The organism is Marinobacter nauticus ATCC 49840, from assembly GCF_000284615.1.
Lineage (GTDB): Bacteria > Pseudomonadota > Gammaproteobacteria > Pseudomonadales > Oleiphilaceae > Marinobacter > Marinobacter nauticus.
Map to the genome: position 1 here is coordinate 2,964,805 of NC_017067.1, position 19,376 is coordinate 2,984,180.

Here is a 19,376-nt window from a genome sequence, read left to right on the forward strand (position 1 = left end):
TCTCACGAACACAGCTAAAGCTCGTCAATACGCCTTACGATACTGCCCCCGATAATCGAAGATTCGCTCCTGCACTTGCCAGTAATGCTTCTGCTTGCGAGCAATCACGAAATCCGGCACGGGTAAGAGCACCTGCATATCCAGCACCTCATTTGCCCGGACAAAGACTTTCGGAGCCTGGCCATTGGCAAACCGTCGGCCAAACAGCTTGTTGAACACGGCGCGCTGGCCTGGCTTGCTGAAATCGAAAGACTCCCGGAGTTCCTCCCCGTCTTCTCCGTGGTAGGTCATCCGAAGTTTCTGGCCTTCTCCCGCCAGAGAAATGCCGGCACAGCGGATGACCATGGCATCCTTGAGCTTCAGGGCATCCCGAAGCTGATCATCCGGATCGATAATCGCCTGGTGGCAGTGCCCGCAGTTGCGGGCAGCGATGTCGTTCTCGCCACCGCAATGTGGACATTCCTTGAACCGGAACCGGTAGTCGCATTGCTGTGGCCGCCCAGCGTCATCTTCTATGGATTTCAGCAGGCCCTGGCACCGACGGCCATAGTGCTCAACGACACGACCGTCGCTGTCGGTTTTGCCCCAGAAGATGTTGGCAAAACCGCAGCCCGGGCAGAACACCTGCACCGGTTCACTGTCAGGGTTGGGCTTCGGCTCCCCAACTTCCGGGTGGTGCAGGTTGACATGATTGCCGGCGTAATCAATCACCAGGCAATCCTGTTTCCCCTCATCCAACCGCAGGCCTCGGCCGACAATCTGCTGATACAGGCTTACCGACTGAGTAGGCCGCAAGATGGCGATAAGGTCCACATGGGGAGCATCAAACCCGGTCGTCAGCACAGACACATTCACCAGGTACTTCAACTGCCGTTGCTTGAAGCGCTGGATCAGCTGGTCGCGATCTCGCAGATCAGTCGCGCCGGTCACCAGGGCGGTTTCCTGCTCGGGCAAATACCTGGCAATTTCCTGCGCGTGCTGCACTGTCGCCGCGAAAATCATCACCCCCTGGCGCTCGGCCGCCATCTCCATCACCTGTTCGATGATGGCACGTGTCACCCGCTGATGTTTGCTCAACAACTGGTTGACGTCTTTCTCGGCGTATTCGCCAAAGCGGTCCTGCGTGAGTGCGGAGAAATCGTATTGGGCCACAGCCGCGTTAACCAATTCAGGCCGGGTGAGGTAACCACGGTTGATCATGTAACTCAGGGGCAATTCGTAGATGCAGTGCCGGAAAGGCTTGTCCTGCTCGTCATCGGAGCCACGAACAAACCCCCGGTAGTGGTAACGATAGATCCATCCCATGGCCAGGCGGTAGGGCGTGGCGGTGAGCCCAAGCACCTTCAGGGAGTCATTCTGCTGCCGTAAGAGCTCGATGATCCGCTGGTACTGGCTGGTTTCCTCGCCACTCACCCGGTGGCACTCATCGATAATAACCAGCGAGTATTCATCCCGGAACTGGTCCAGATTCGCCGCCACCGACTGCACGCTGGCAAAGGTCACCTGATGGTGGTTCTCCTTGCGTTTCAGCCCGGCCGCAAAGATCCCCCCCGACAGACCATAACTCTGATACTTGGCGTGATTCTGCTCCACCAGTTCCTTCACATGGGTCAGGACCAGAATCTTTCGGCGCGCAAGGCGAGCCAGCTCGGCAATTACCAGGCTCTTGCCGGCACCGGTCGGCAGCACAATGACCGCAGATTCATCCGATTTACGGAAGTGGTTCAGCGTGGCGTCGACGGCTTCCTGCTGATAGGGCCGAAGCTGGAAAGGAGCATTCATGTTGCCGGACTTAGATCATCAACCCAGTGAAAAGTCCGACATGGTAGCAAATGCGGTGACCGTCAAGCCGCCTTTTTCATCACCGGAGCGAGCCATTTCCGTTTGGCTTTCTCCACCAGATCACGGGCATCGTGATTCCAGGGATGAAAACCGGGGCTGTAGTACTTGAAGTAAGAGGGCAGGAGTTTGCGGAATACACCTGGCTTGCCCCACATGTAATTGAGACCGTTCGCCCAGGATTTCAGATTGAACAACTGGCCGTCCTCTTTCATCAGTTGAATCAGATGAATACCGCTGGAGACTGGAAACAGCACGCTCACCACCATCATCTCCGACAGTCGGACAAACTCGCTACCTCCGATGGTCTTATACACGTCGAACGCCACCGCTTTGTGCTCGGATTCCTCAATCGCGTGCCAGGCCCAGATGGGGGCCATACGCGGGTCCATCTCTTCCAGAGCGTCATATTTCAGGAGGAATTCCTCTGCCATCAGTGCCGTGAAATGCTCCACCGCCACCGTATGGGCCAATTGGCGCTCCGGGCTCAGGCGCTTGCGCAGCACATTCATCAGCCACAGCACCTCGCGCTCAAGGCGTTTGAGGTTGATGCCGCGCGCCTGCATGTATCCGTTCAGGGCCTCGTGCTCTTTTGAGTGGTGCGCCTCCTGGCCGATGAACGCTCGCACCGCCGCCTTCAGTTCCGGGTCTGTAATCTCTTTCTGGTAATGGCGCACGGAGTCGATAAAAAACCGCTCACCGGGCGGAAAGCTCGCCGACAAGGCCGCCAGCAACAGCGTTTTGGCCGGATCACTATCCCACCAGTACTTAGGCACGTCTTCCGCCAGATCAAAATCCGGCTGACGGACTTCGGGAAGGGGCGCCTTGGTTTTGGGAGGCGGCGCGGGTTGAGTACCGGCGATGGTTGTTCTGGCGTTCATTTCAGGACTCCGGAGCTGATGTCTGACAATCCATCATACGGGGGCCAGGTCCGGCGCTGGAACAGCAAAAGAGGACAGGATGACGCAGCAAAATACTGTATAAATATACACTATTCGTGATAAGCTGCGATTTCATTAACGGTCTTACCAACCATCATTACCCCGGAGGCGATGGCATACCATGGGCGTAAAAGCACTCTACTATTCCGAGAGGGACGGACTGGACATGGCACTGAAGAACCCGGACAAAATGTTGTTTTCGTCCAAAGCAGAAGCCGATGCCCGAGACAAGGTTCTTGAACTGTCCGAAGAGATTACCACCTTCCTGCAACGTAAGGTCGGCGGCCTGTCTGAAGAGCTGGCAGAACAGTGCGCCCTGGCCATTGCGGAAGAAAAAGACTTGTTCACCAAGGCACTGAAAAAGCCGGAACTGCTGAACGAAACCGTCGAGGCCGAGTAACCCCCGGCCCGACTGGCGGTGATCAGCTGCTTCTAATTAATGATGATGACCGCCCGGGCCGTGAACGTGGCCATGGGCGATCTCGTCGGCCTCTGCCGCGCGCACCTCAATGATCTCGATATCAAAAGTGAGGGTCTTGCCAGCCATCGGGTGGTTGGTATCCACATCCGCAAACTTGTGGCCAACCTTGGCAACGAGCACATGGCGTGGCCCGTGTTCGGTCTGTACCTGAGCGATCATGCCCGGCTTCCAGCGCTTGGCGCCTATCAGATGTTTGATGGGTACTCGCTGGATCGCATCCGGCTTGCGGGTGCCATAAGCCTTGTCCGGTGACACCGTCACACTGAACGTATCGCCCGCTTCGCGGCCTTCCAGAGCGTCTTCCAGCCCCCGAATAATGCCACCATGGCCGTGCAGGTAGGCATTTGGCTCTCCGCCTCGGGAGTTTTCCACTTCATTGCCCTGTTCGTCTCTCACGATGTAATGAAACAGGACCACTTGATTCTTTTCGATTGGCATAGCGTTCTCTGCAATGATGAAAGGCGCCCATTATAGCTGCCTCATGGCCAAAACACCGTTTTATGATACCGTTCAAGGGAAAGGAGAGACGCATTCATGAATAGCCACCTGCCCTATTCCCAAGCCTGCGAAAACAACAAAGCGCCCATCCTGGAAAAGCTGCGCGAAATTTTCAACGCACCGGGCACCGTGCTGGAAATAGGAACCGGCACCGGCCAGCACGCCGAGCACTTCGCTGCGGCTCTGCCTTACCTGCAATGGCAGCCCACCGACCACCCCAGAGCGGCGCACCTGGCCGTTGCCCGACTGCAACAGGCCGCCTTGCCCAACGTCCTCCCAATCCTTGAGCTGGACGTAAACCAAATGCCATGGCCTGTGTCCGCCTGTCGATGGGCATTCTCAGCAAACACAGCTCACATCATGGCCTGGGAGGAAGTTGAAACGATGTTTCAAGGCGTCGCCGCCTGCCTTCAAAAAGACGGTGCGTTCTGCCTGTACGGGCCGTTCAAGCATAACGGCAAGTTCACCAGCGACAGCAACCGGACATTCGACCAGTCACTCAAAGCGAAAGCCTCCCACATGGGCATTCGGGATATCGAGGCGCTGTCAGAACTCGCGCAAGACGTCGGCCTGCAGCTTCACGACGACCATGCCATGCCCGCAAATAACGAGTTGCTGGTGTTCGTTCGCAGCGCCTGAGCTCAAAAAACCGCTCGCCGAGGAGATTCGTTACCAATAGCAACGCAATGTACTCCGGGGGCGCTGCCAGGGCTAACCACCGAGCAAACTGAACATTAACTCGATATTTTTTTATTGTTTATCGATAATTTTTTATTGCATGAACAGGTGAGAGTATCTATATTTCTCCTCGACCACACGTTAAGGAGAACCGCCATGGAAAACATCCAGAAGTACAGCCGCCGGGTACGGCGCGTCCTGCAGGGACTCTTCATTCTCGCCCCCCTGCTCACTCTCTATTACTGGCTAACGGTGAACACCGGCATGGACGCGCTATTCCGCTCCGGCATCATCGAAACCGACCTCGACCCGATGATCTTCGCTAGCGAGCCCCTCACGATGACCACCCGGTTTTTGGCTTTTCTGGCAAGCATGCTGCCCTGCGGGATTCTGATGTATGCCCTGCAACAACTGATTCACCTGTTCAGGCACTACGAAAACCAGGAAATCTTCACTCTGGCAACAGCCACCCACTATCAGAAGCTTGGCTATGTCTTCTTCTACTGGGCCGCCGGGGCCTTCCTGTACAGCGGACTGATCTCTGTCATCCTGTCGTTCAACAACCCACCCGGCGAGCGCGTGCTCAGTTTGACCTTCACCGGGATCGACCTGCTTTCCATTCTGTGCGGTTTCGTTGTGCTGATCATTTCCTGGGTCATGAAGGAAGCACAGAAAATCGCCGACGAGCACATGCACACGGTCTGACAACATGAGCATAATCATTGAATTGGACGTTATGATGGCAAAGCGGAAGATGCGCCTGAAAGAACTCGCCGAGAAGGTAGGGGTGACCGAGCAGAACCTCTCGATCCTCAAGAACGGGAAAGCCAAAGCCGTGCGCTTCTCGACCCTGGACAAGATCTGCGAAGCGCTGGATTGCCAGCCCGGTGACATTCTGGTGTACCAGGCAGGCGACGAAGGTTAAATGCTTTCGTTATTCCTGCCCCAAGACTGCCCCGACCTCTCGCTCAGCAAAAGGCCAGTGCACGATATCTTGAGGAGTCACGTGAGAAAGCCTACCAAATCACCGTAACACAAGGTCAGCCCTGGAATATTACCCGATACGGCCGCTCCAGGGCTGCCCGCACCTCGCCGATTGAAAACACCCGGGCGAATTCCGCAAATCGCTGCCCCTCAAACCATAACTGCACCACCGGCAGCGAGAAAATACCCTGAGCCGCACACAGCGCACCGGCTGATGCCTGGCAATCAATGTAGGCAGTTACCAGCTTCGGGAACTGTTCACTGGAAAGGCGTTCCAGTTGGGGCTTGATAGCCCGGCAGACGCCACAACTTGCCCCGCCATAGAGCAGCAATACCGCAGGGTTGGACTGCAACAGTGTTGAGAGCTCGTCGTCCGAGCAGACGTTTTGCATCATCTATTCCCTATATCACTATTTCCGCAAGCGTGATAAAAGATTGCGCCCGGCCGTCGCCTGGGTATTCTCTCCTTCAGGATATCAGCATGTCAGATAAATTTTTCTATAAAGGTCGGCAAGACGCCCGCCAGCACCACACGGCTTACGGCGGCTTTCAGACAAACGCCAGCCAAAAGAGCGGCAGCAAGAAGTACCCACTAACGCTGGTGGTTACCAGTGAAGCACGCAAGAAAGAAGTTGAAGCCCAGGTGACCGAGGCGAAACTTCACGCAACCATCTCCGTTGATACCCGCGAGGGCGCCGTTGAATCCGTCAACGAGCTCACCGCTATCCTGAATAAAACGGGAACAGTCACCACAGCAAAATCTCCCTCCCGCAACGACGCCTGCACTTGCGGTAGTGGAATCAAATTCAAGAAATGCTGCGGCTGAGAGTAACCGGGGCATAGGGGGCATTATTATGATTGTATGCGGAGTAGAACTGACCGGCAGCGATGCGGTGGTGTGTATGCTGAATATGGACCGGGGCCAATTCAACCTGCCCGACTGCAAAGTACGCAAACTCTCGCTACCCAAAAACCACAGCCGGGACGACCTGAAAACGTTTCAGGCCACCTTTGCGGCGCTGATGGCCGATTGCGGCGTGGCCACGGCTGCCATCAAGGAGCGGATGCAAAAAGGCAAGTTTGCCGGTGGCGCCATCAGCTTCAAAATGGAAGCCGCCATTCAGTTGATTGCCGACTCCGAGCTGAACGTGACCCTGGTGCCCCCGGCCCTGGTCAAGTCCACTCTGGCCAACAACCCTGTGCCCATCGCCTTTGCCGACACAGGCCTGAAAGCCTTCCAGGAAAACGCTTTTATTACCGCCTACGTCGCCCAACTCAGCGGCACCAACAGATAACCGAACCTCCGGCTACACAGCCGACACTCACTTCAAGCCCTCCCCAAGTGCCTAATTTTCAAACCTGAATCATTAGGCACTCTCATATCAATCTGGTTCACTTTTCGGTACTATCCCGCGCCAATTTTTTTATTAATTGAACGTTCAATTAAAGGATGTAACATGCGAACGATTTTTCTCCTGGTAATGCTTGCGTGGGTCTCAGTTGGGACAAAGGCTTACGCCGCCGGACAATGCGAGCAGATACAGTTCGGCATTGTGGACTGGACAGACGTGAAAGCGACCACCGCCGTGGCGTCGGAACTGTTGCAGGCGCTGGGCTACAACGTGGAGATGTCCAGCCAGTCGGTGGCAGACACGTACCAGGGCATGGCCAATGGCGACATCGACGTGTTCCTGGGCAACTGGATGCCCAGTATGGCGCCCGTGGCCGATCCGCTGATCGAAGCCAACAAGGTCGAACGGCTGGGGCCTAACCTTCAGGGAGCAAAATACACGTTGGCGGTTCCACAGGCGGTCTACGAGGCCGGCGTAAAAAGCTTTTCCGACATCGCCCGATTCAAGGACAAGTTTGATCACAGCGTGTACGGCCTGGAGAAAGGTAACGACGGTAATCAGCTCATCCTCGATATGATCGAAACCAACGCCTTTGGCCTGGGCGAATTCAACCTGGTTGAAACCTCCGAGCGCATCATGCTGGCCCAGGTGAATGGCAAGATTCGCGACAAGGAATGGATTGTATTCCTGGCGTGGGCACCTCACCCCATGAACGAGCGGTTCGATATTGTGTACCTGGATGGCGGCGATGAGTACTTCGGCCCGAACAAGGGTGGTGCTACGGTCTACACCAACACCCGTGCCGGATTCAGCGAAGACTGCGCGAATGTGGCGCAGCTTCTGGAGAACCTGGAATTCTCACTGGCAATGGAAGGCCAGGTAATGGACATGATTCTGAACCAGTTTGTTCCGCAGGAAAGGGCCGCTCGCCACTGGATGTACCAGAACCCAGACGCTGTTGAAGTCTGGCTGGAGGGCGTGACACATCGCGACGGAAGCCCGGCTGACGCCAACGCCATCGCACAGTCCATGAAGCTGACGGTGAATAACTGAGTGTTGCAGTAAGACGACAAAAGCCTCCTGCTGGGGGCTTTTGTGTTCATGGAGACTCGTAAGTACACTCGTTCGTTAACCGAAACGAGAGCCAAAGTTCACATGGCAAAACCCAAACGCATCTACCTGGCCGGCCCGGAAGTGTTTTTCCCACACGAGGAACACAACGCCATCGTCGCCGAGAAAAAGCGCCTGCTTCGCGAAGCCGGCTATGAAGGCATAGACCCACTGGACACCGCCATGACGTTTTCCGACCAGGAAACGAAACCGGCGCGCGGCCACCGAATCTACCAGGCCAACCGCGAACTGATGGACAGTTGCGACGCCATCATTGCCAACCTCACCCCCTTCCGCGGCATCAGTGCGGACCCGGGCACGGTGTTCGAAGTTGGCTACATGATCGGCCAGGGCAAAGCTGCTTTCGGATTCACAATGGACTGCAGGCACTACCGTGAACGCGCGGGCGCAGCCGATCGGGATGAACTGGGCCACAGCATTGAAGACTTCGAGATGAGCGATAACCTGATGATCGAGGGGGGCATCAAAGAGTCCGGTGGCCAGCTACTGGTGGCAGAGCAGCCCGGCGAACACCGGTTTTTCTCGGCTGAACTGTTCCGCCGTTGTGTTCAGGCGCTGATAGACTACTCCCACTCCAGGTAATACTCATTCGCGCCATCAGGACACAGGTTTAATCCGGATCATGATCAAAGCCTTTGCCGTTTCCAACTATCGCAGCCTCAGAGACGTGGTCGCGCCGCTGGCGGGCCTGAACGTTGTTACCGGTCCAAACGGCTGTGGCAAATCAAACCTCTATAAATCGTTGCGCCTGCTGGCGGAAACGGCAAAAGGCAACCTGATTTCCTCCCTGGCGGAAGAAGGCGGCCTGGACTACACCTTCTGGGCAGGGCCCGGCGAGTTCTCAAGGGAGATGCGGGACGGCTCAGCGCCCGTTCAGGGGACCGCCGGGAACACCCCATCCCGCCTACGGCTGGGGTTTGCCGGCGAAGAATTCGGCTACGCGATTTCTCTTGGGATTCCGGCCTCTACGGGGTTTGCAGGTTATCAGGAACCCAGCATGTTTCAGCTCGACCCTGAAATAAAACGCGAATGTATCTGGGTGGGTGATGTCTGCCGCCCAAGCAGTTGTCTGATTGATCGCGTCGGGCCGGTTGTCAAAGTACGTTCAGGGCGGAAATGGGAGGTCTACGACACCCGGCTAAACACCTATGAGAGCATTCTGAGCGAGATCAGTGATCCTGTGGCTGTACCTGAAGTCCATGCCGTCCGGCAGGCCATCAGGCAGTGGCGCTTTTACGATCAGTTCCGCACCGATCAACACTCCAGCATCCGCACCCCGCAAATCGGAACCCGTACACCGGTGCTGGACCACAATGGCCATAACCTGGTCGCAGCCCTGCGTACCATTCACGAAATCGGCGACCGGGAGGGCCTGCACAGCGCTATTGAAGATGCCTTTCCCGGAGCGAGGCTCGGGTTCAGCACAGACGCAGGCAACCGTTTCGTCCTGGAATTTGAGCAGGCCGGCCTGCTCCGCCCCCTGAATCAGGCCGAGCTTTCTGATGGCACCCTTCGCTACCTGCTGTTGGTCGCCGCGCTGCTCACACCCCGCCCACCATCACTACTGGTGTTGAATGAACCAGAAACAAGCCTGCATCCCGACTTGCTTCCGGCCCTCGGCCGACTGATCATTCGCGCCTCGCGGGAAACCCAGGTGTGGGTTGTTTCCCATGCCCCTCGACTGGTAGCCGCTCTGGAAGCAGACGACGATTGCCATTCCATCGCACTGAACAAAGAGCTGGGTGAAACCCGCATTCTTGGCCAGGGGCTTCTGGACGCGCCCCCCTGGAACTGGATGGATTGACGATGCGGAGAGTCACTAACCCGCTTCATTTAAAGCATAGTCAGCAGCCAGAGCCTCCAGCGTCCTGAATCAGGGGCACGGCCAGTGACGGGACAAATCGAAAAACACACGGCCTTCCAGCTCCGGAACCCTGGACTCGATGACCGTAAAACCGGTCGTGGACTGCAGAACCGGCGCCTGGGCGGGCATTCCTGAGTGTATGGTGACAGAAACAGGCTTCCCCTCCAGTGTCGCGAAAACGTGCCCCTTCGCCGTCCGTAATCGAATCCGGCATGCCGCCCGGTCAAATGTCCAGGTGCCGGTAACGTCACTATCCGACAACGGCTCGTACGTCACGCTCTCAAAAACCACCAGTTCGCCTTCGGGATTCGGCACCTCCGGCACACTGGCCTGCAGCGAGGTCAGGGTGAAGAGCGAAGCTTGCTCCGCTCCGCCTCTAACACTCTCAGCTCCCCCAGCCAGAAAAAGCCGGTACCGGTCCCGCTGAAACGTCGTGGTCATCATGCTGAAAGGAGTGAGTTGCCCGGTTGTCGCGCCAGGGGGTGGCGCCCGGTGTATCGGATCGTTCGACTTCCGGTACATCTGGCACCCGGACAAAAGGCCAAGCATCAATACCCATGCGGTTATACGAATCATGCCCGCCCCAGAGCAGACGCGTTACATTTCGTCAGCAACTCAAGCGTCTCAGCAGTTACCCTTTTTCGCCTGGCCTGGTGGGCAGAAATGGCCACGAGACTTCCGGTAAGACCCGCGATCATCGTCATACCGGCGGCGATCATAATCATAATCGCGATCGTGGTCCCGTTGGTCCCGGGTGGTCACGGCCGTTCCCGCTGCCGCACCGACAGCACCGCCAAGAATCGCTCCGTCTCTGCCACCCACCTCGTTGCCGATGGCGGCCCCCAGTGCGCCGCCAATACCTCCACCCAGCGCGGCGTCGGCGGTATCACCCGCAACGGCACCCAACGAGGTGGCACTCAGAGACAGAAAAACGAGCAGTGATTTCATATTCATGATGTAAATCCCATGGTTCAGGTGGTCTGACTTGTCCTGTATCGCCGGTGGGAGAGCCTCTTCTCAGCGCCCCACCAGGCACCTGTCAGTTTTGAACCACTCGAGAATATCAGAAACACACGAGACGCCACCTCTTACATTTTATTTATACTTCAACAGGTTACGAAGCCTTAACAACTGGCTTGCGGGTTCGGATGCACGATCAACGGCTAGACTGGGCAGACCGGAGGCGGCATTCTATTAGGCTCCGGCACTTAAAGACGCCCGGACCAACCACAACAGAGTGAAGAACTCACTCACCCCTCTGAACCGAATCGATGGAGCCTCGTAAGACCCATGAGAATTGCCGTATTTTGTGGTTCAAGCATTGGTGAAAACCCGGAATTCGCCCAGGCAACACGTGCTCTGGGGCACTACCTGGCAATGAACGGAGTGGATCTGGTGTACGGCGGTGGCAACGTCGGCCTGATGGGCGTGGTCGCAGACGCCTTTCTGGAAAAGGGCGCTCAAGTGTACGGAGTGATTCCCGAGTACCTGAAAGACCGGGAGCTGGCCCATCAAGGCCTCACCGAGCTGAAAATTGTTGCTGATATGCACGAAAGAAAAGCCACCATGGCCCGAATGGCCGATGCCTTTGTGGCTCTGCCCGGCGGCGTCGGTACCCTGGAAGAAATCTTCGAAGCCTGGACCTGGGCTCAACTCGGCTATCACGCAAAACCCTGCGCCTTTTACAACGTCCACGGTTTCTACGATAAATTGTTCGAGATGATCTCGAACATGACCGATTCCGGCTTCCTGAAACCGCACCATGCCGAGATGATTATCCACACGGATAACGAAGCGCAGCTGCTCTCGGCCATCCAGTCCTACCAAACACCCAAACTGAAGTGGAGCTGAACCGGCGGGCCGAACCAAACCCCGGAAGACCGGGACGACCGTCGGCCTGATTCCTGACCGGCTTTATCACGAACTTTACTCACAAAACCTGTGGATAACTGTGTTGGAAACCTCGGATTAAGCGCCCTGAAGCCCCGCAGCAAAAGGGCTCCGGAAAATTGATGCTAAAACGGGCAATCTCGTGACGATCCACCTGCCATAGCGTTCTTTGATGATCAGAAACTTCATGGTACGGCACCTTCGTCCCGATTCTTCCTAGCGAATACCGTCAAGTTTAGGACACCCGAGACACTCCAGAAATAAAGCTGCCCAGTATTCAATGAGTCGACCTCCCCATCAATATGACGCCAGGGCGCCCCTTTCCATCACACCATCCAAACAGTAACCTTGCATCCAAAGGACTGAAAATCCCCAAAGGAACCGGACAATGAAACGTTTTATTGCAACTGCTCTCGCGTTGCTTCTCTGTCTTTCAGCAGCGGCCTGCGCATCCTCTTCGAATCTCATTAAGCTCGAGGCTCCTGAGCCGCGAACCGAAACAGCCGTAGTCACCATCGCCCGAGCAGGCCACCCCGTCAGGCTCCCTCTGGAGTCCCTTGCGAACTCATCATTTATTGGCAGCGACGGAGAAATGATCTTATACGCCGGCAACAAAAGTCTCTTTGCCACAGTGGTCACGCCGGAGGACTGGGGCAATCCATCCGTTCAGATGAACCAGGCACCAGACTTTATCTTCCGACGCGACCTAAGTTCCATTCAGGACGCTGAGTTTCGGAAAGAGCTTGAAGGCATAATCAGCATGACGCTGGAGCCCGCGGAGGAGAAGGAAAACAGTTTGGTAACCGTTGGCGAAATCAACGTTTACATTGCCTTCAACCCCGCAAAAACCACCATTATGCTCACCTCACCGCGAAAGCCGGACCTTTTTACCCAGCTGGTACTGAACAACTTCAGCTGGCAAGACATCGAAAACGAAATCCTGAAAGGAATCGGGGGACAGTAAAATGCTTACGAGGCAAGAGAAAGATGACCTCATGACGGTCATCAACATACTCTTCGACGATAACCAGTTGCGGGGCTTGAAACCGAACCTGAACGAACGTACCGCAGAGGTTGTCGAGCAAGCTATGGAAGAACTGATCAAATGTAACAACAGCATGAAGGAACTGGTGACCGGATTAACAATGGGGATTTCCGTGTTTACCCGAGGCTGGCTGAAGCACTCGTTGGATAAGATCGCTCAGGCACTTCGCGACAAACAGCTCCAGTTCGATGGGATGGCATGCCGGCATCAAGTTTCGGCTAATTTCAGGACGGAGATTTATCGCTCCGCTTTTTAGGCTCACATACTCATTGCCGTTCGCTCCGGCGAGACATGGGAAATAGATCTGACCCGGTTACAGCCGGGCTAATCGCCCTGACCTGTCCGGGCATCAGCGCCCCCTTACACAGGAAATCCATGCATTGGCATAAGAGCCCTTTTGAGACTTTGAAAACATCTAGTCAACACGTCATTGTCCCTTGATGACGTCAACAACTGGGGAACTGGGCAGCAAGCAATGTCGGCACCGTCCCTTGTTGGTAGGTATGCCGCAGACTTTACTCACAAAAACTGTGGATAACTGTGTTGGAAACCTAAGGTTAACTAGGCAACACCCTTGAGCCACGGGGGCTCAGGAATGCTGATGCAAAAACGGACGATAGCAATGAATCTGCCATAGCGTTCTCCGATCATCAATTGAATTGATTCAGCTTAGGGCACAAGAGGGTAGGCCGCCCTCACCTGCCTCATCACAATCCTGGCATCCTCCGGCTTCAAACCCTGCTTTCGCAATTGCGGCATCACCATCGCGCCCACCTTCTGGCAACGGGAGCTATCAATTCCGTGCTTTTGAAACACATCGGCAATGGCCTGTGGTTGGACATCCGGATTGGCTTTCAGCAGGTTGCCGATGTCGATGGCACAGCCCTGCTCTTCAGGGGCAGTGTTCTGTTTACTACGCCAGATCAGGACAGCCACGATGGCGACGAAAACACCGATGATCAGAAACTTCATACTAAGGCACCTTTGTCCCGGTTTTCCTAGCGAATACCCTGCGATTGCAGCCACTGACTGATCTGGGCCTGATTCATGGCGCCACTCTGGCGCGCCACCTCCCGGCCGTTCTGGAACAGAATCAGGGTCGGTATGCTGCGAATCGCAAACTGACCGGCCGGCCCGGGGGCTTGTTCCGTATTCAGCTTGGCAAAGCGCACTTTCCCGCGCCAGGCCTTCGCGGCCTGCTCGAACTGGGGCGCCATCATTTTGCACGGGCCACACCAGCTGGCCCAGAAATCCACTAACACGGGCAGATCGCTACGCCCGGTATGGGTAGCAAAGGTCTGCTCCGTTAGCTCCAGACCCTGATCCGGCCAAAGCGGTTGTTTGCAGGCGCCACAATTGCCGCCGGAGGACAACTTGTCGGCCGGTACGCGATTCACTTTGTGGCAATGGGGACATACCAGGTGTCGAACGTCAGTCATGATGAACAGGCCTCTGATTGGCTGATGGTAGAAATAATCAGGGCAGGAGAAGAGAAATCAAGCGGCACGAAAAATCGCATCTCAAGAACACGCATCAACCGCTTTCCGCTACTATCAAAGTAAGTCGGTGTCAAAGGCTCAAGCGCCATGGGACTGTCGATAAAACAATCGGAATTTACAGCGGAAGAATTTGACCGTTTTTCGGCCAAGGTGCGAACGGACCTTACCGCACTCACCCGCCTTCTGGACCGGCCCGGTTTTGGTGAGGGGGCATCCTCCATTGGTGCCGAAGTCGAGTTCTACATCGTAAACCCGAACCTGCATGTTCAGCCGATCAACACAGACATCGCCGCCAGCGTTCAGGACCCACAACTGACTGTTGAGCTCAACCGGTTCAATCTGGAATACAACCTCAGCCCCCAGGCCTTCAAGGGTGCCCCCTTTGCCAGAACCGAGCAGGAACTGCTCAAGACCATGCAGCGAATCAACCAGCACGCCGCCCCGTTGAATGGCGAACTGGTGGCCATCGGCATTCTGCCCACGTTGCGCCAGTCCGATATGGGCGCGAAGGTGATGACAGACGAACCCCGCTACCATGCGCTATCCAGGGCATTGATCCAGCAACGGGGCGAGCCCTTCAGCATTCATATCGGTGGCAACGACGTTATCGACCTGCAAGCAGACGACGTCACCATGGAAGGGGCAACCACCTCATTCCAACTGCACTGGCGCGTTCCGGCCCACCGCTTTGCCGACTACTTCAACGCCGTGCAGCTAGTAACGCCCATTGCGCTGGCTCTGGCCAGCAACTCGCCCAGCCTGTTTGGCCACCACCTCTGGGACGAAACCCGTATCGCACTGTTCAAACAATCCGTCGACAGCCGCTCGCCCAACCACAGGACCTGGAAACACCCGCCTAGGGTCTATTACGGCAACGGCTGGGCACGCAGCGCCTGGGAGCTGTTTGCCGCCTCGGCCTCCCTGTATCCGCCCATCCTGCCATTGATGTCGGAAGAAGACCCAATGGCCGTCATTGATCGGGGAGAGGTACCGGAACTGGCCGAGCTGCGACTGCACCATGGCACCACCTGGCCCTGGAACCGCGCCATTTTTGATCACACAGAGGGCGGCCACCTGCGCATCGAGATTCGTTCCATGCCGGCCGGACCAACGGCGGTGGACATGTGCGCCAACGGGCTGTTCGTGATCGGGGCGGCGTTGGCGGTACTCGAGGATATCCGACACCTGACATCGATACTTCCCTTTCATTACACCGAACACAATTTCTATCGTGCCGCCAAATACGGCATCGGAGCCGACATCATCTGGCCCCATAAAGACCAGGTACAACTGCAGGATACGCCCCTGTTAAACGTTGCCCGCGACCTGCTCCCCCGCGCCCGGGAAGCCTTGCAACGGATCGCAGTGGACGAGGCGGAGATCCACCGCCTGCTGGGCATCATCGAAGGCCGCATCCAAACCCGGATGACCGGCGCCCGGTGGCAGCGACAGGTCACTGAGTCTTTTTTCCGGTCCCAGACTACCGACGAGGCGTTCAGGAGTATGCTGTCTGTTTACATGGGCCATCAGAAGACAAACACACCACTGCACGAATGGACCTTGTCACCATGAGCCGCTCGAACATTCTGGATTATCTCAACAACCCGTCTCCCCAGACCCTCGGCCGCTCGCCCCTGGAGTGGCTGGACCGGCTGCAACGGCCCACGGTGGTTCGCGTTGCTGGCCGCGACCCTTCCAGAACCCGGGCCATGGCAACCCTGCTTCACGGCAACGAACCCTCAGGGCTGTTCGCCATTCACCGATGGCTACTGGAGCAGCACACCCCGGAGGTCAATCTGCTGTTCCTTCTGGCCGGCGTGCGCTCCGCGAAAATTCCGCCGGTATTGTCGCTGCGGCAAGTGCCAGGCGGACGTGATCTGAACCGGTGCTTCAAAGAACCGTTTGCAGGAGAGGAAGGCGCCATTGCCGAGGCCATGCTGGCCGAGCTACAGACAGCCAACCCCGAGTGCCTGCTGGATGTGCACAACACCTCAGGCACCGGCCCAGCCTTCGCCGTGACCATCACCAATGACGCCGCCCACCAGGCGCTGGCGTCGCTCTTTACCGACCGACTGATCATGACGGATCTTCGCCTGGGGGCATTGATGGAGTATTCCGAGCAGGAGGTGCCCACCGTCACCATCGAGTGTGGCGGGGCCCAGGATGATCACGCCCACCAACTGGCGTACGAAGGGCTGGTTCGCTATGCCTCACAGCCAGACGTGCTATCGCTGGAAAAAGCGGAATGGAACGTTGCGGTACTGCGCAATCCGATTCGAGTGGAGCTCTCGCCCGATGCGACCATCGAGTATCGGTTGACGCCCAGCGGGCAGGCGGACCTCACGTTTCCGCCCGATTTCGAGCACCGCAATTTCGGGATTGTGTCGCCGGATGAGCCGCTTGGATGGGTTGGGCAAAAAGGCCTGGACGTGCTCACGGCGATCAGCCACAACCGGGCCGAGAACATGGAACAGGTACTGCAAATCAGGGATGGGCGAATCTACCCCGCCCAGGCCCTCAAGGCCTTCATGATCACCACCAACCCGGTGATTGCGAAGAGCGATTGCCTGTTCTATGCCGTCAAAGCCACGGGCGATCCTATTTTTTAGACCATAGCGGGCTGCTTTTGATCGTAGCCGAAGGACATGCTCGCCAGGAGGCGAGGTAACACCCACTCACGGATTGATGTACGACAAACCTGGCCAAGCGTAGGATCAATCCAGGTTGACGACTATCTCGACCGGGTGCTCATCACAGTTATGCCCTGGCCCACCCCGGTCAACAACGAGAAACTCACCCTCGCGCTCCAGCACCGAGTGCACCGCATGCCAGGTGCCTGCGCGATAATTAACACCCTGACGTCCGTCGGTTACGAACGCGCGTACGGCGTCGGGATCAATACCCTCACCCGGCGGAGCCACAACAACCAGAAAACGCTCACCGTGCATGGGAATGAACGCCTGGCTTCCCAATGGATGCCTCTCCAGGCAGTCAACCTGCAATGGAACCTGTACCGGCTGGCTTACGAAAATACTGATCATCGGCCGGCCGCTCTCGCCCAGTATCTCAACACCAGCCAGATCATGATGGCGCTGGGTGCGGCCACCGTTGATGGGGAAAGAGTTTGTGGCACTCCGGCTGTCAATCACATCGCCAAAGGGTGCGAAGACTTCCGGTGTCAAAGGCTGGGCGGTCAGTTTCAGCATGATGGTGTTCCCTTTGCTTTTCAGCGAGCGCCAAAGCCACTGAGCTTCATGTGGCGATTCACGTCTTTGTACAGCAGGTACCGGAAACGGCCCGGGCCACCGGCATAGCAGGCCTGGGGACAGAACGCCCGGAGCCACATGTAGTCACCGGCTTCCACCTCCACCCAATCCTTGTTGAGCAGGTAAACGGCCTTGCCTTCGAGCACATACAACCCATGCTCCATCACGTGGGTTTCTGCAAAGGGAATCACGCCCCCTGGCTGGAAAGTCACGATATTCACGTGCATGTCGTGGCGCATATCGCTCTGGTCCACAAAACGCGTGGTGGCCCAGCAGCCGTTGGTATCCGGCATCTCGATGGGCTCGATGTCGGCTTCGTTGGTCACGAACGGCTCTGGATAGTCAACGCCATCCACCGCTTCGTAGGCCTTTCGAATCCAGTGGAACCGAACCGTCGAGCCAGACTCGTTGCGCACCGCCCAGTCACTACCCGGCGGAATGAATGCATAGCCACCCGGCGCCATCTGATGCGTTTCCCCTGCCAGGGTCAGCGTCATCTGGCCTTCCACCACAAACAGAACGCCCTCGGCTCCGGGATCAATCTCCGGTCGCTCGCTGCCTCCACCCGGAGACACCTCCATGATGTACTGCGAGAAGGTCTCGGCAAATCCGGAGAGCGGGCGGGATAAAACCCACAGACGCGTTTTTTCCCAGAACGGCAGGTAACTGGCAACGATGTCCCGCATCACGCCTTTCGGGATGACGGCATACGCTTCAGTGAACACGGCGCGGTCCGTCAGCAGCTGTGTCTGAGGCGGATGCCCGCCGGTCGGTGCGTAGTAGGGAGAGGGATTGTTCCTGTCGATCATCAGAGTGCTCCGGATTCAAAAGGATGGTGCTCTGCCCAATGCCGGGCAATATCCACACGGCGTGTCACCCAGACACGGTCGTGGGACTCAATATGGTCAAGGAAACGCTGAAGCCCACGGAAGCGGCCCGGCCGGCCAATTAACCGGCAATGCAGCCCTACCGACAGCATCTTCGGCGTTTCCCTGCCCTCTTCGTAGAGAACGTCAAAAGCATCACGCAGGTATTCGAAGAAGTGATCTCCGGTATTGAAACCCTGCGGTGTTGCGAATCGCATGTCGTTGGTGTCGAGGGTGTACGGCACCACCAGATGATTATGGGACCCGCCGGCGGAATCCTCTTGCTGAACCCAGAATGGCAAGTCATCGCCGTAATAGTCGGAGTCGTACAGGAAGCTGCCCTCGTCCATCAGCAGGCGACGGGTGTTCGGACTGTCCCGGCCGGTATACCAGCCCATGGGTGTTTCGCCGTATAGCTCCCGGAATATCTCGATGGCACGGCGCATGTGCTCACGTTCGATGTCCTCCGGAATGTTCTGGTAATGAATCCACCGCCAGCCATGGCAGGCCACCTCATGGCCCAGCTCACGGAAAGCCTGCGCCACCTCCGGATGACGCTGCAGCGCCATCGCCACCCCAAACACCGTCAGCGGGAGACCACGGCGTTCAAATTCTTTGAGCAGACGCCAGACCCCGACCCGGGAGCCGTATTCGTAGATCGACTCCATGCTCATATGACGGTCTTCAAACGGTTCGGCACCCACAATTTCAGATAGAAAACGCTCGGAGTGGCTATCACCATGCAGCACGCAGTTCTCGCCGCCCTCCTCGTAGTTGAGCACGAACTGCACGGCCACTCTCGCCTGGCCCGGCCAGCGAACCTCCGGAAGGTCACGGCCATAGCCGATCAGGTCACGGGGGTAATCCGTTGTCATACTCATAACTACACGTCCTCAACTCAATACAGGAACTTGATTTCGGGGCTTGTGGTTTTAAATTGCCACAAAATTGTATACAAAAAAATCTGTTTTTGTGGAAATTTTACGGGACACAAGGCGGTAAAGCGCTTGCCAACCCCCCAAAATAGCCTCCCAAGTGCCCT

General features: G+C 56.7%; 25 protein-coding genes. 14 read left to right on the forward strand and 11 right to left on the reverse strand.

What is annotated here, in order from left to right:
* Positions 1 to 24: 24 nt before the first annotated feature.
* Both radD and MARHY_RS13775 read right to left on the reverse strand, forming a co-directional pair.
* On the reverse strand, positions 25 to 1,782 hold the full coding sequence (radD, locus tag MARHY_RS13770) for a DNA repair helicase RadD (RefSeq protein ID WP_014422332.1): 1,758 nt from the start codon (positions 1,780 to 1,782) through the stop codon (positions 25 to 27).
* A 62-nt stretch (positions 1,783 to 1,844) separates the two neighbouring features.
* A complete protein-coding gene (locus tag MARHY_RS13775; RefSeq protein ID WP_014422333.1) occupies positions 1,845 to 2,720 on the reverse strand; it encodes a metal-dependent hydrolase in 876 nt (291 codons plus the stop codon).
* Positions 2,721 to 2,901: 181 nt separating this feature from the next.
* On the opposite strand from MARHY_RS13775, the gene MARHY_RS13780 reads away from it, so the two are divergent.
* Positions 2,902 to 3,180, forward strand: a complete 279-nt coding sequence (locus MARHY_RS13780) for a YebG family protein (protein ID WP_014422334.1) — start codon at positions 2,902 to 2,904, stop codon at positions 3,178 to 3,180.
* Between the two features lie 36 nt (positions 3,181 to 3,216).
* Here MARHY_RS13780 and MARHY_RS13785 read toward each other — a convergent pair whose 3' ends face one another.
* A complete protein-coding gene (locus MARHY_RS13785; protein ID WP_011786404.1) occupies positions 3,217 to 3,699 on the reverse strand; it encodes an FKBP-type peptidyl-prolyl cis-trans isomerase in 483 nt (160 codons plus the stop codon).
* Between the two features lie 96 nt (positions 3,700 to 3,795).
* On the opposite strand from MARHY_RS13785, the gene MARHY_RS13790 reads away from it, so the two are divergent.
* The 3 genes from MARHY_RS13790 (at position 3,796) to MARHY_RS13800 (ending at position 5,362) form a co-directional block, all read left to right on the forward strand.
* The gene (locus tag MARHY_RS13790; RefSeq protein ID WP_014422335.1) at positions 3,796 to 4,398 is read left to right on the forward strand and encodes a DUF938 domain-containing protein; all 603 of its coding nucleotides are present in this window, start codon (positions 3,796 to 3,798) and stop codon (positions 4,396 to 4,398) included.
* A 195-nt stretch (positions 4,399 to 4,593) separates the two neighbouring features.
* Positions 4,594 to 5,142, forward strand: coding sequence for a DUF2975 domain-containing protein (locus MARHY_RS13795; RefSeq protein WP_014422336.1), 549 nt, complete (start codon positions 4,594 to 4,596; stop codon positions 5,140 to 5,142).
* Between the two features lie 4 nt (positions 5,143 to 5,146).
* A complete protein-coding gene (locus MARHY_RS13800; protein WP_014422337.1) occupies positions 5,147 to 5,362 on the forward strand; it encodes a helix-turn-helix domain-containing protein in 216 nt (71 codons plus the stop codon).
* Positions 5,363 to 5,477: 115 nt separating this feature from the next.
* Here MARHY_RS13800 and MARHY_RS13805 read toward each other — a convergent pair whose 3' ends face one another.
* A complete protein-coding gene (locus MARHY_RS13805) occupies positions 5,478 to 5,816 on the reverse strand; it encodes a thioredoxin family protein (RefSeq protein ID WP_041654942.1) in 339 nt (112 codons plus the stop codon).
* Between the two features lie 86 nt (positions 5,817 to 5,902).
* On the opposite strand from MARHY_RS13805, the gene MARHY_RS13810 reads away from it, so the two are divergent.
* The 5 genes from MARHY_RS13810 to MARHY_RS13830 all read left to right on the forward strand — a co-directional run bounded on the left by MARHY_RS13810 (position 5,903) and on the right by MARHY_RS13830 (position 9,708).
* A complete protein-coding gene (locus tag MARHY_RS13810; RefSeq protein ID WP_014422339.1) occupies positions 5,903 to 6,247 on the forward strand; it encodes a PBPRA1643 family SWIM/SEC-C metal-binding motif protein in 345 nt (114 codons plus the stop codon).
* A 28-nt stretch (positions 6,248 to 6,275) separates the two neighbouring features.
* Positions 6,276 to 6,716, forward strand: coding sequence for a DUF3010 family protein (locus MARHY_RS13815; protein ID WP_014422340.1), 441 nt, complete (start codon positions 6,276 to 6,278; stop codon positions 6,714 to 6,716).
* A 162-nt stretch (positions 6,717 to 6,878) separates the two neighbouring features.
* On the forward strand, positions 6,879 to 7,826 hold the full coding sequence (locus MARHY_RS13820) for an ABC transporter substrate-binding protein (protein WP_014422341.1): 948 nt from the start codon (positions 6,879 to 6,881) through the stop codon (positions 7,824 to 7,826).
* 102 nt (positions 7,827 to 7,928) lie between these two features.
* Positions 7,929 to 8,486 (forward strand): nucleoside 2-deoxyribosyltransferase, encoded by a 558-nt coding sequence (locus MARHY_RS13825; protein ID WP_041654945.1) that lies wholly within the window; start codon positions 7,929 to 7,931, stop codon positions 8,484 to 8,486.
* 40 nt (positions 8,487 to 8,526) lie between these two features.
* Positions 8,527 to 9,708: an AAA family ATPase gene (locus tag MARHY_RS13830; protein WP_014422343.1), complete on the forward strand. Its 1,182-nt coding sequence runs from the start codon at positions 8,527 to 8,529 to the stop codon at positions 9,706 to 9,708.
* 69 nt (positions 9,709 to 9,777) lie between these two features.
* On the opposite strand, the gene MARHY_RS13835 is transcribed toward MARHY_RS13830, so the two are convergent.
* Together MARHY_RS13835 and MARHY_RS13840 are read right to left on the reverse strand one after the other, a co-directional pair.
* Positions 9,778 to 10,344, reverse strand: a complete 567-nt coding sequence (locus MARHY_RS13835; protein ID WP_041654948.1) for a hypothetical protein — start codon at positions 10,342 to 10,344, stop codon at positions 9,778 to 9,780.
* 48 nt (positions 10,345 to 10,392) lie between these two features.
* Positions 10,393 to 10,722 (reverse strand): YMGG-like glycine zipper-containing protein, encoded by a 330-nt coding sequence (locus MARHY_RS13840; protein ID WP_014422345.1) that lies wholly within the window; start codon positions 10,720 to 10,722, stop codon positions 10,393 to 10,395.
* Between the two features lie 336 nt (positions 10,723 to 11,058).
* On the opposite strand from MARHY_RS13840, the gene MARHY_RS13845 reads away from it, so the two are divergent.
* From MARHY_RS13845 to MARHY_RS13855, 3 genes are all read left to right on the forward strand, one after another.
* Positions 11,059 to 11,619, forward strand: a complete 561-nt coding sequence (locus MARHY_RS13845) for an LOG family protein (protein ID WP_014422346.1) — start codon at positions 11,059 to 11,061, stop codon at positions 11,617 to 11,619.
* Positions 11,620 to 12,046: 427 nt separating this feature from the next.
* Positions 12,047 to 12,622 (forward strand): hypothetical protein, encoded by a 576-nt coding sequence (locus MARHY_RS18770; RefSeq protein WP_014422347.1) that lies wholly within the window; start codon positions 12,047 to 12,049, stop codon positions 12,620 to 12,622.
* Between the two features lie 31 nt (positions 12,623 to 12,653).
* Positions 12,654 to 12,959, forward strand: a complete 306-nt coding sequence (locus MARHY_RS13855) for a hypothetical protein (protein ID WP_147423436.1) — start codon at positions 12,654 to 12,656, stop codon at positions 12,957 to 12,959.
* Positions 12,960 to 13,372: 413 nt separating this feature from the next.
* On the opposite strand, the gene MARHY_RS13860 is transcribed toward MARHY_RS13855, so the two are convergent.
* A complete protein-coding gene (locus tag MARHY_RS13860) occupies positions 13,373 to 13,675 on the reverse strand; it encodes a hypothetical protein (RefSeq protein WP_014422349.1) in 303 nt (100 codons plus the stop codon).
* A gap of 26 nt (positions 13,676 to 13,701) precedes the next feature.
* Positions 13,702 to 14,142, reverse strand: a complete 441-nt coding sequence (trxC, locus tag MARHY_RS13865; protein WP_014422350.1) for a thioredoxin TrxC — start codon at positions 14,140 to 14,142, stop codon at positions 13,702 to 13,704.
* Positions 14,143 to 14,289: 147 nt separating this feature from the next.
* Here trxC and MARHY_RS13870 point away from each other — a divergent pair, with 147 nt between their 5' ends.
* Both MARHY_RS13870 and MARHY_RS13875 read left to right on the forward strand, forming a co-directional pair.
* On the forward strand, positions 14,290 to 15,774 hold the full coding sequence (locus MARHY_RS13870; protein WP_014422351.1) for a glutamate-cysteine ligase family protein: 1,485 nt from the start codon (positions 14,290 to 14,292) through the stop codon (positions 15,772 to 15,774).
* Positions 15,771 to 16,811, forward strand: a complete 1,041-nt coding sequence (locus MARHY_RS13875) for a M14 family metallopeptidase (protein WP_226374340.1) — start codon at positions 15,771 to 15,773, stop codon at positions 16,809 to 16,811. Before MARHY_RS13870 ends, MARHY_RS13875 begins: the two co-directional genes overlap by 4 nt.
* A 105-nt stretch (positions 16,812 to 16,916) precedes the next feature.
* Here the strand turns inward: MARHY_RS13875 and MARHY_RS13880 are convergent, their stop codons facing one another.
* Genes MARHY_RS13880 through puuE form a run of 3 tightly spaced genes read right to left on the reverse strand, consistent with a single transcriptional unit; the run spans position 16,917 to position 19,209 of the window.
* The gene (locus tag MARHY_RS13880) at positions 16,917 to 17,408 is read right to left on the reverse strand and encodes an ureidoglycolate lyase (RefSeq protein ID WP_014422353.1); all 492 of its coding nucleotides are present in this window, start codon (positions 17,406 to 17,408) and stop codon (positions 16,917 to 16,919) included.
* A gap of 20 nt (positions 17,409 to 17,428) precedes the next feature.
* Positions 17,429 to 18,277, reverse strand: coding sequence for a bifunctional allantoicase/(S)-ureidoglycine aminohydrolase (locus MARHY_RS13885; protein WP_014422354.1), 849 nt, complete (start codon positions 18,275 to 18,277; stop codon positions 17,429 to 17,431).
* Positions 18,277 to 19,209, reverse strand: a complete 933-nt coding sequence (gene puuE / locus MARHY_RS13890) for an allantoinase PuuE (protein ID WP_228703065.1) — start codon at positions 19,207 to 19,209, stop codon at positions 18,277 to 18,279. The genes MARHY_RS13885 and puuE overlap by 1 nt, the downstream gene beginning before the upstream one ends.
* Positions 19,210 to 19,376: the final 167 nt, after the last annotated feature.

What these genes read in the sequence shown, in the direction of transcription:
- radD (WP_014422332.1), bottom strand. Translation starts at nt 1,782, where the DNA reads ATGAATGCTCCTTTCCAGCTTCGGCCCTATCAGCAGGAAGCCGTCGAC.
- MARHY_RS13775 (WP_014422333.1), bottom strand. Translation starts at nt 2,720, where the DNA reads ATGAACGCCAGAACAACCATCGCCGGTACTCAACCCGCGCCGCCTCCC.
- MARHY_RS13780 (WP_014422334.1), top strand. Translation starts at nt 2,902, where the DNA reads ATGGGCGTAAAAGCACTCTACTATTCCGAGAGGGACGGACTGGACATG.
- MARHY_RS13785 (WP_011786404.1), bottom strand. Translation starts at nt 3,699, where the DNA reads ATGCCAATCGAAAAGAATCAAGTGGTCCTGTTTCATTACATCGTGAGA.
- MARHY_RS13790 (WP_014422335.1), top strand. Translation starts at nt 3,796, where the DNA reads ATGAATAGCCACCTGCCCTATTCCCAAGCCTGCGAAAACAACAAAGCG.
- MARHY_RS13795 (WP_014422336.1), top strand. Translation starts at nt 4,594, where the DNA reads ATGGAAAACATCCAGAAGTACAGCCGCCGGGTACGGCGCGTCCTGCAG.
- MARHY_RS13800 (WP_014422337.1), top strand. Translation starts at nt 5,147, where the DNA reads ATGAGCATAATCATTGAATTGGACGTTATGATGGCAAAGCGGAAGATG.
- MARHY_RS13805 (WP_041654942.1), bottom strand. Translation starts at nt 5,816, where the DNA reads ATGATGCAAAACGTCTGCTCGGACGACGAGCTCTCAACACTGTTGCAG.
- MARHY_RS13810 (WP_014422339.1), top strand. Translation starts at nt 5,903, where the DNA reads ATGTCAGATAAATTTTTCTATAAAGGTCGGCAAGACGCCCGCCAGCAC.
- MARHY_RS13815 (WP_014422340.1), top strand. Translation starts at nt 6,276, where the DNA reads ATGATTGTATGCGGAGTAGAACTGACCGGCAGCGATGCGGTGGTGTGT.
- MARHY_RS13820 (WP_014422341.1), top strand. Translation starts at nt 6,879, where the DNA reads ATGCGAACGATTTTTCTCCTGGTAATGCTTGCGTGGGTCTCAGTTGGG.
- MARHY_RS13825 (WP_041654945.1), top strand. Translation starts at nt 7,929, where the DNA reads ATGGCAAAACCCAAACGCATCTACCTGGCCGGCCCGGAAGTGTTTTTC.
- MARHY_RS13830 (WP_014422343.1), top strand. Translation starts at nt 8,527, where the DNA reads ATGATCAAAGCCTTTGCCGTTTCCAACTATCGCAGCCTCAGAGACGTG.
- MARHY_RS13835 (WP_041654948.1), bottom strand. Translation starts at nt 10,344, where the DNA reads ATGATTCGTATAACCGCATGGGTATTGATGCTTGGCCTTTTGTCCGGG.
- MARHY_RS13840 (WP_014422345.1), bottom strand. Translation starts at nt 10,722, where the DNA reads ATGAATATGAAATCACTGCTCGTTTTTCTGTCTCTGAGTGCCACCTCG.
- MARHY_RS13845 (WP_014422346.1), top strand. Translation starts at nt 11,059, where the DNA reads ATGAGAATTGCCGTATTTTGTGGTTCAAGCATTGGTGAAAACCCGGAA.
- MARHY_RS18770 (WP_014422347.1), top strand. Translation starts at nt 12,047, where the DNA reads ATGAAACGTTTTATTGCAACTGCTCTCGCGTTGCTTCTCTGTCTTTCA.
- MARHY_RS13855 (WP_147423436.1), top strand. Translation starts at nt 12,654, where the DNA reads ATGACGGTCATCAACATACTCTTCGACGATAACCAGTTGCGGGGCTTG.
- MARHY_RS13860 (WP_014422349.1), bottom strand. Translation starts at nt 13,675, where the DNA reads ATGAAGTTTCTGATCATCGGTGTTTTCGTCGCCATCGTGGCTGTCCTG.
- trxC (WP_014422350.1), bottom strand. Translation starts at nt 14,142, where the DNA reads ATGACTGACGTTCGACACCTGGTATGTCCCCATTGCCACAAAGTGAAT.
- MARHY_RS13870 (WP_014422351.1), top strand. Translation starts at nt 14,290, where the DNA reads ATGGGACTGTCGATAAAACAATCGGAATTTACAGCGGAAGAATTTGAC.
- MARHY_RS13875 (WP_226374340.1), top strand. Translation starts at nt 15,771, where the DNA reads ATGAGCCGCTCGAACATTCTGGATTATCTCAACAACCCGTCTCCCCAG.
- MARHY_RS13880 (WP_014422353.1), bottom strand. Translation starts at nt 17,408, where the DNA reads ATGCTGAAACTGACCGCCCAGCCTTTGACACCGGAAGTCTTCGCACCC.
- MARHY_RS13885 (WP_014422354.1), bottom strand. Translation starts at nt 18,277, where the DNA reads ATGATCGACAGGAACAATCCCTCTCCCTACTACGCACCGACCGGCGGG.
- puuE (WP_228703065.1), bottom strand. Translation starts at nt 19,209, where the DNA reads ATGACAACGGATTACCCCCGTGACCTGATCGGCTATGGCCGTGACCTT.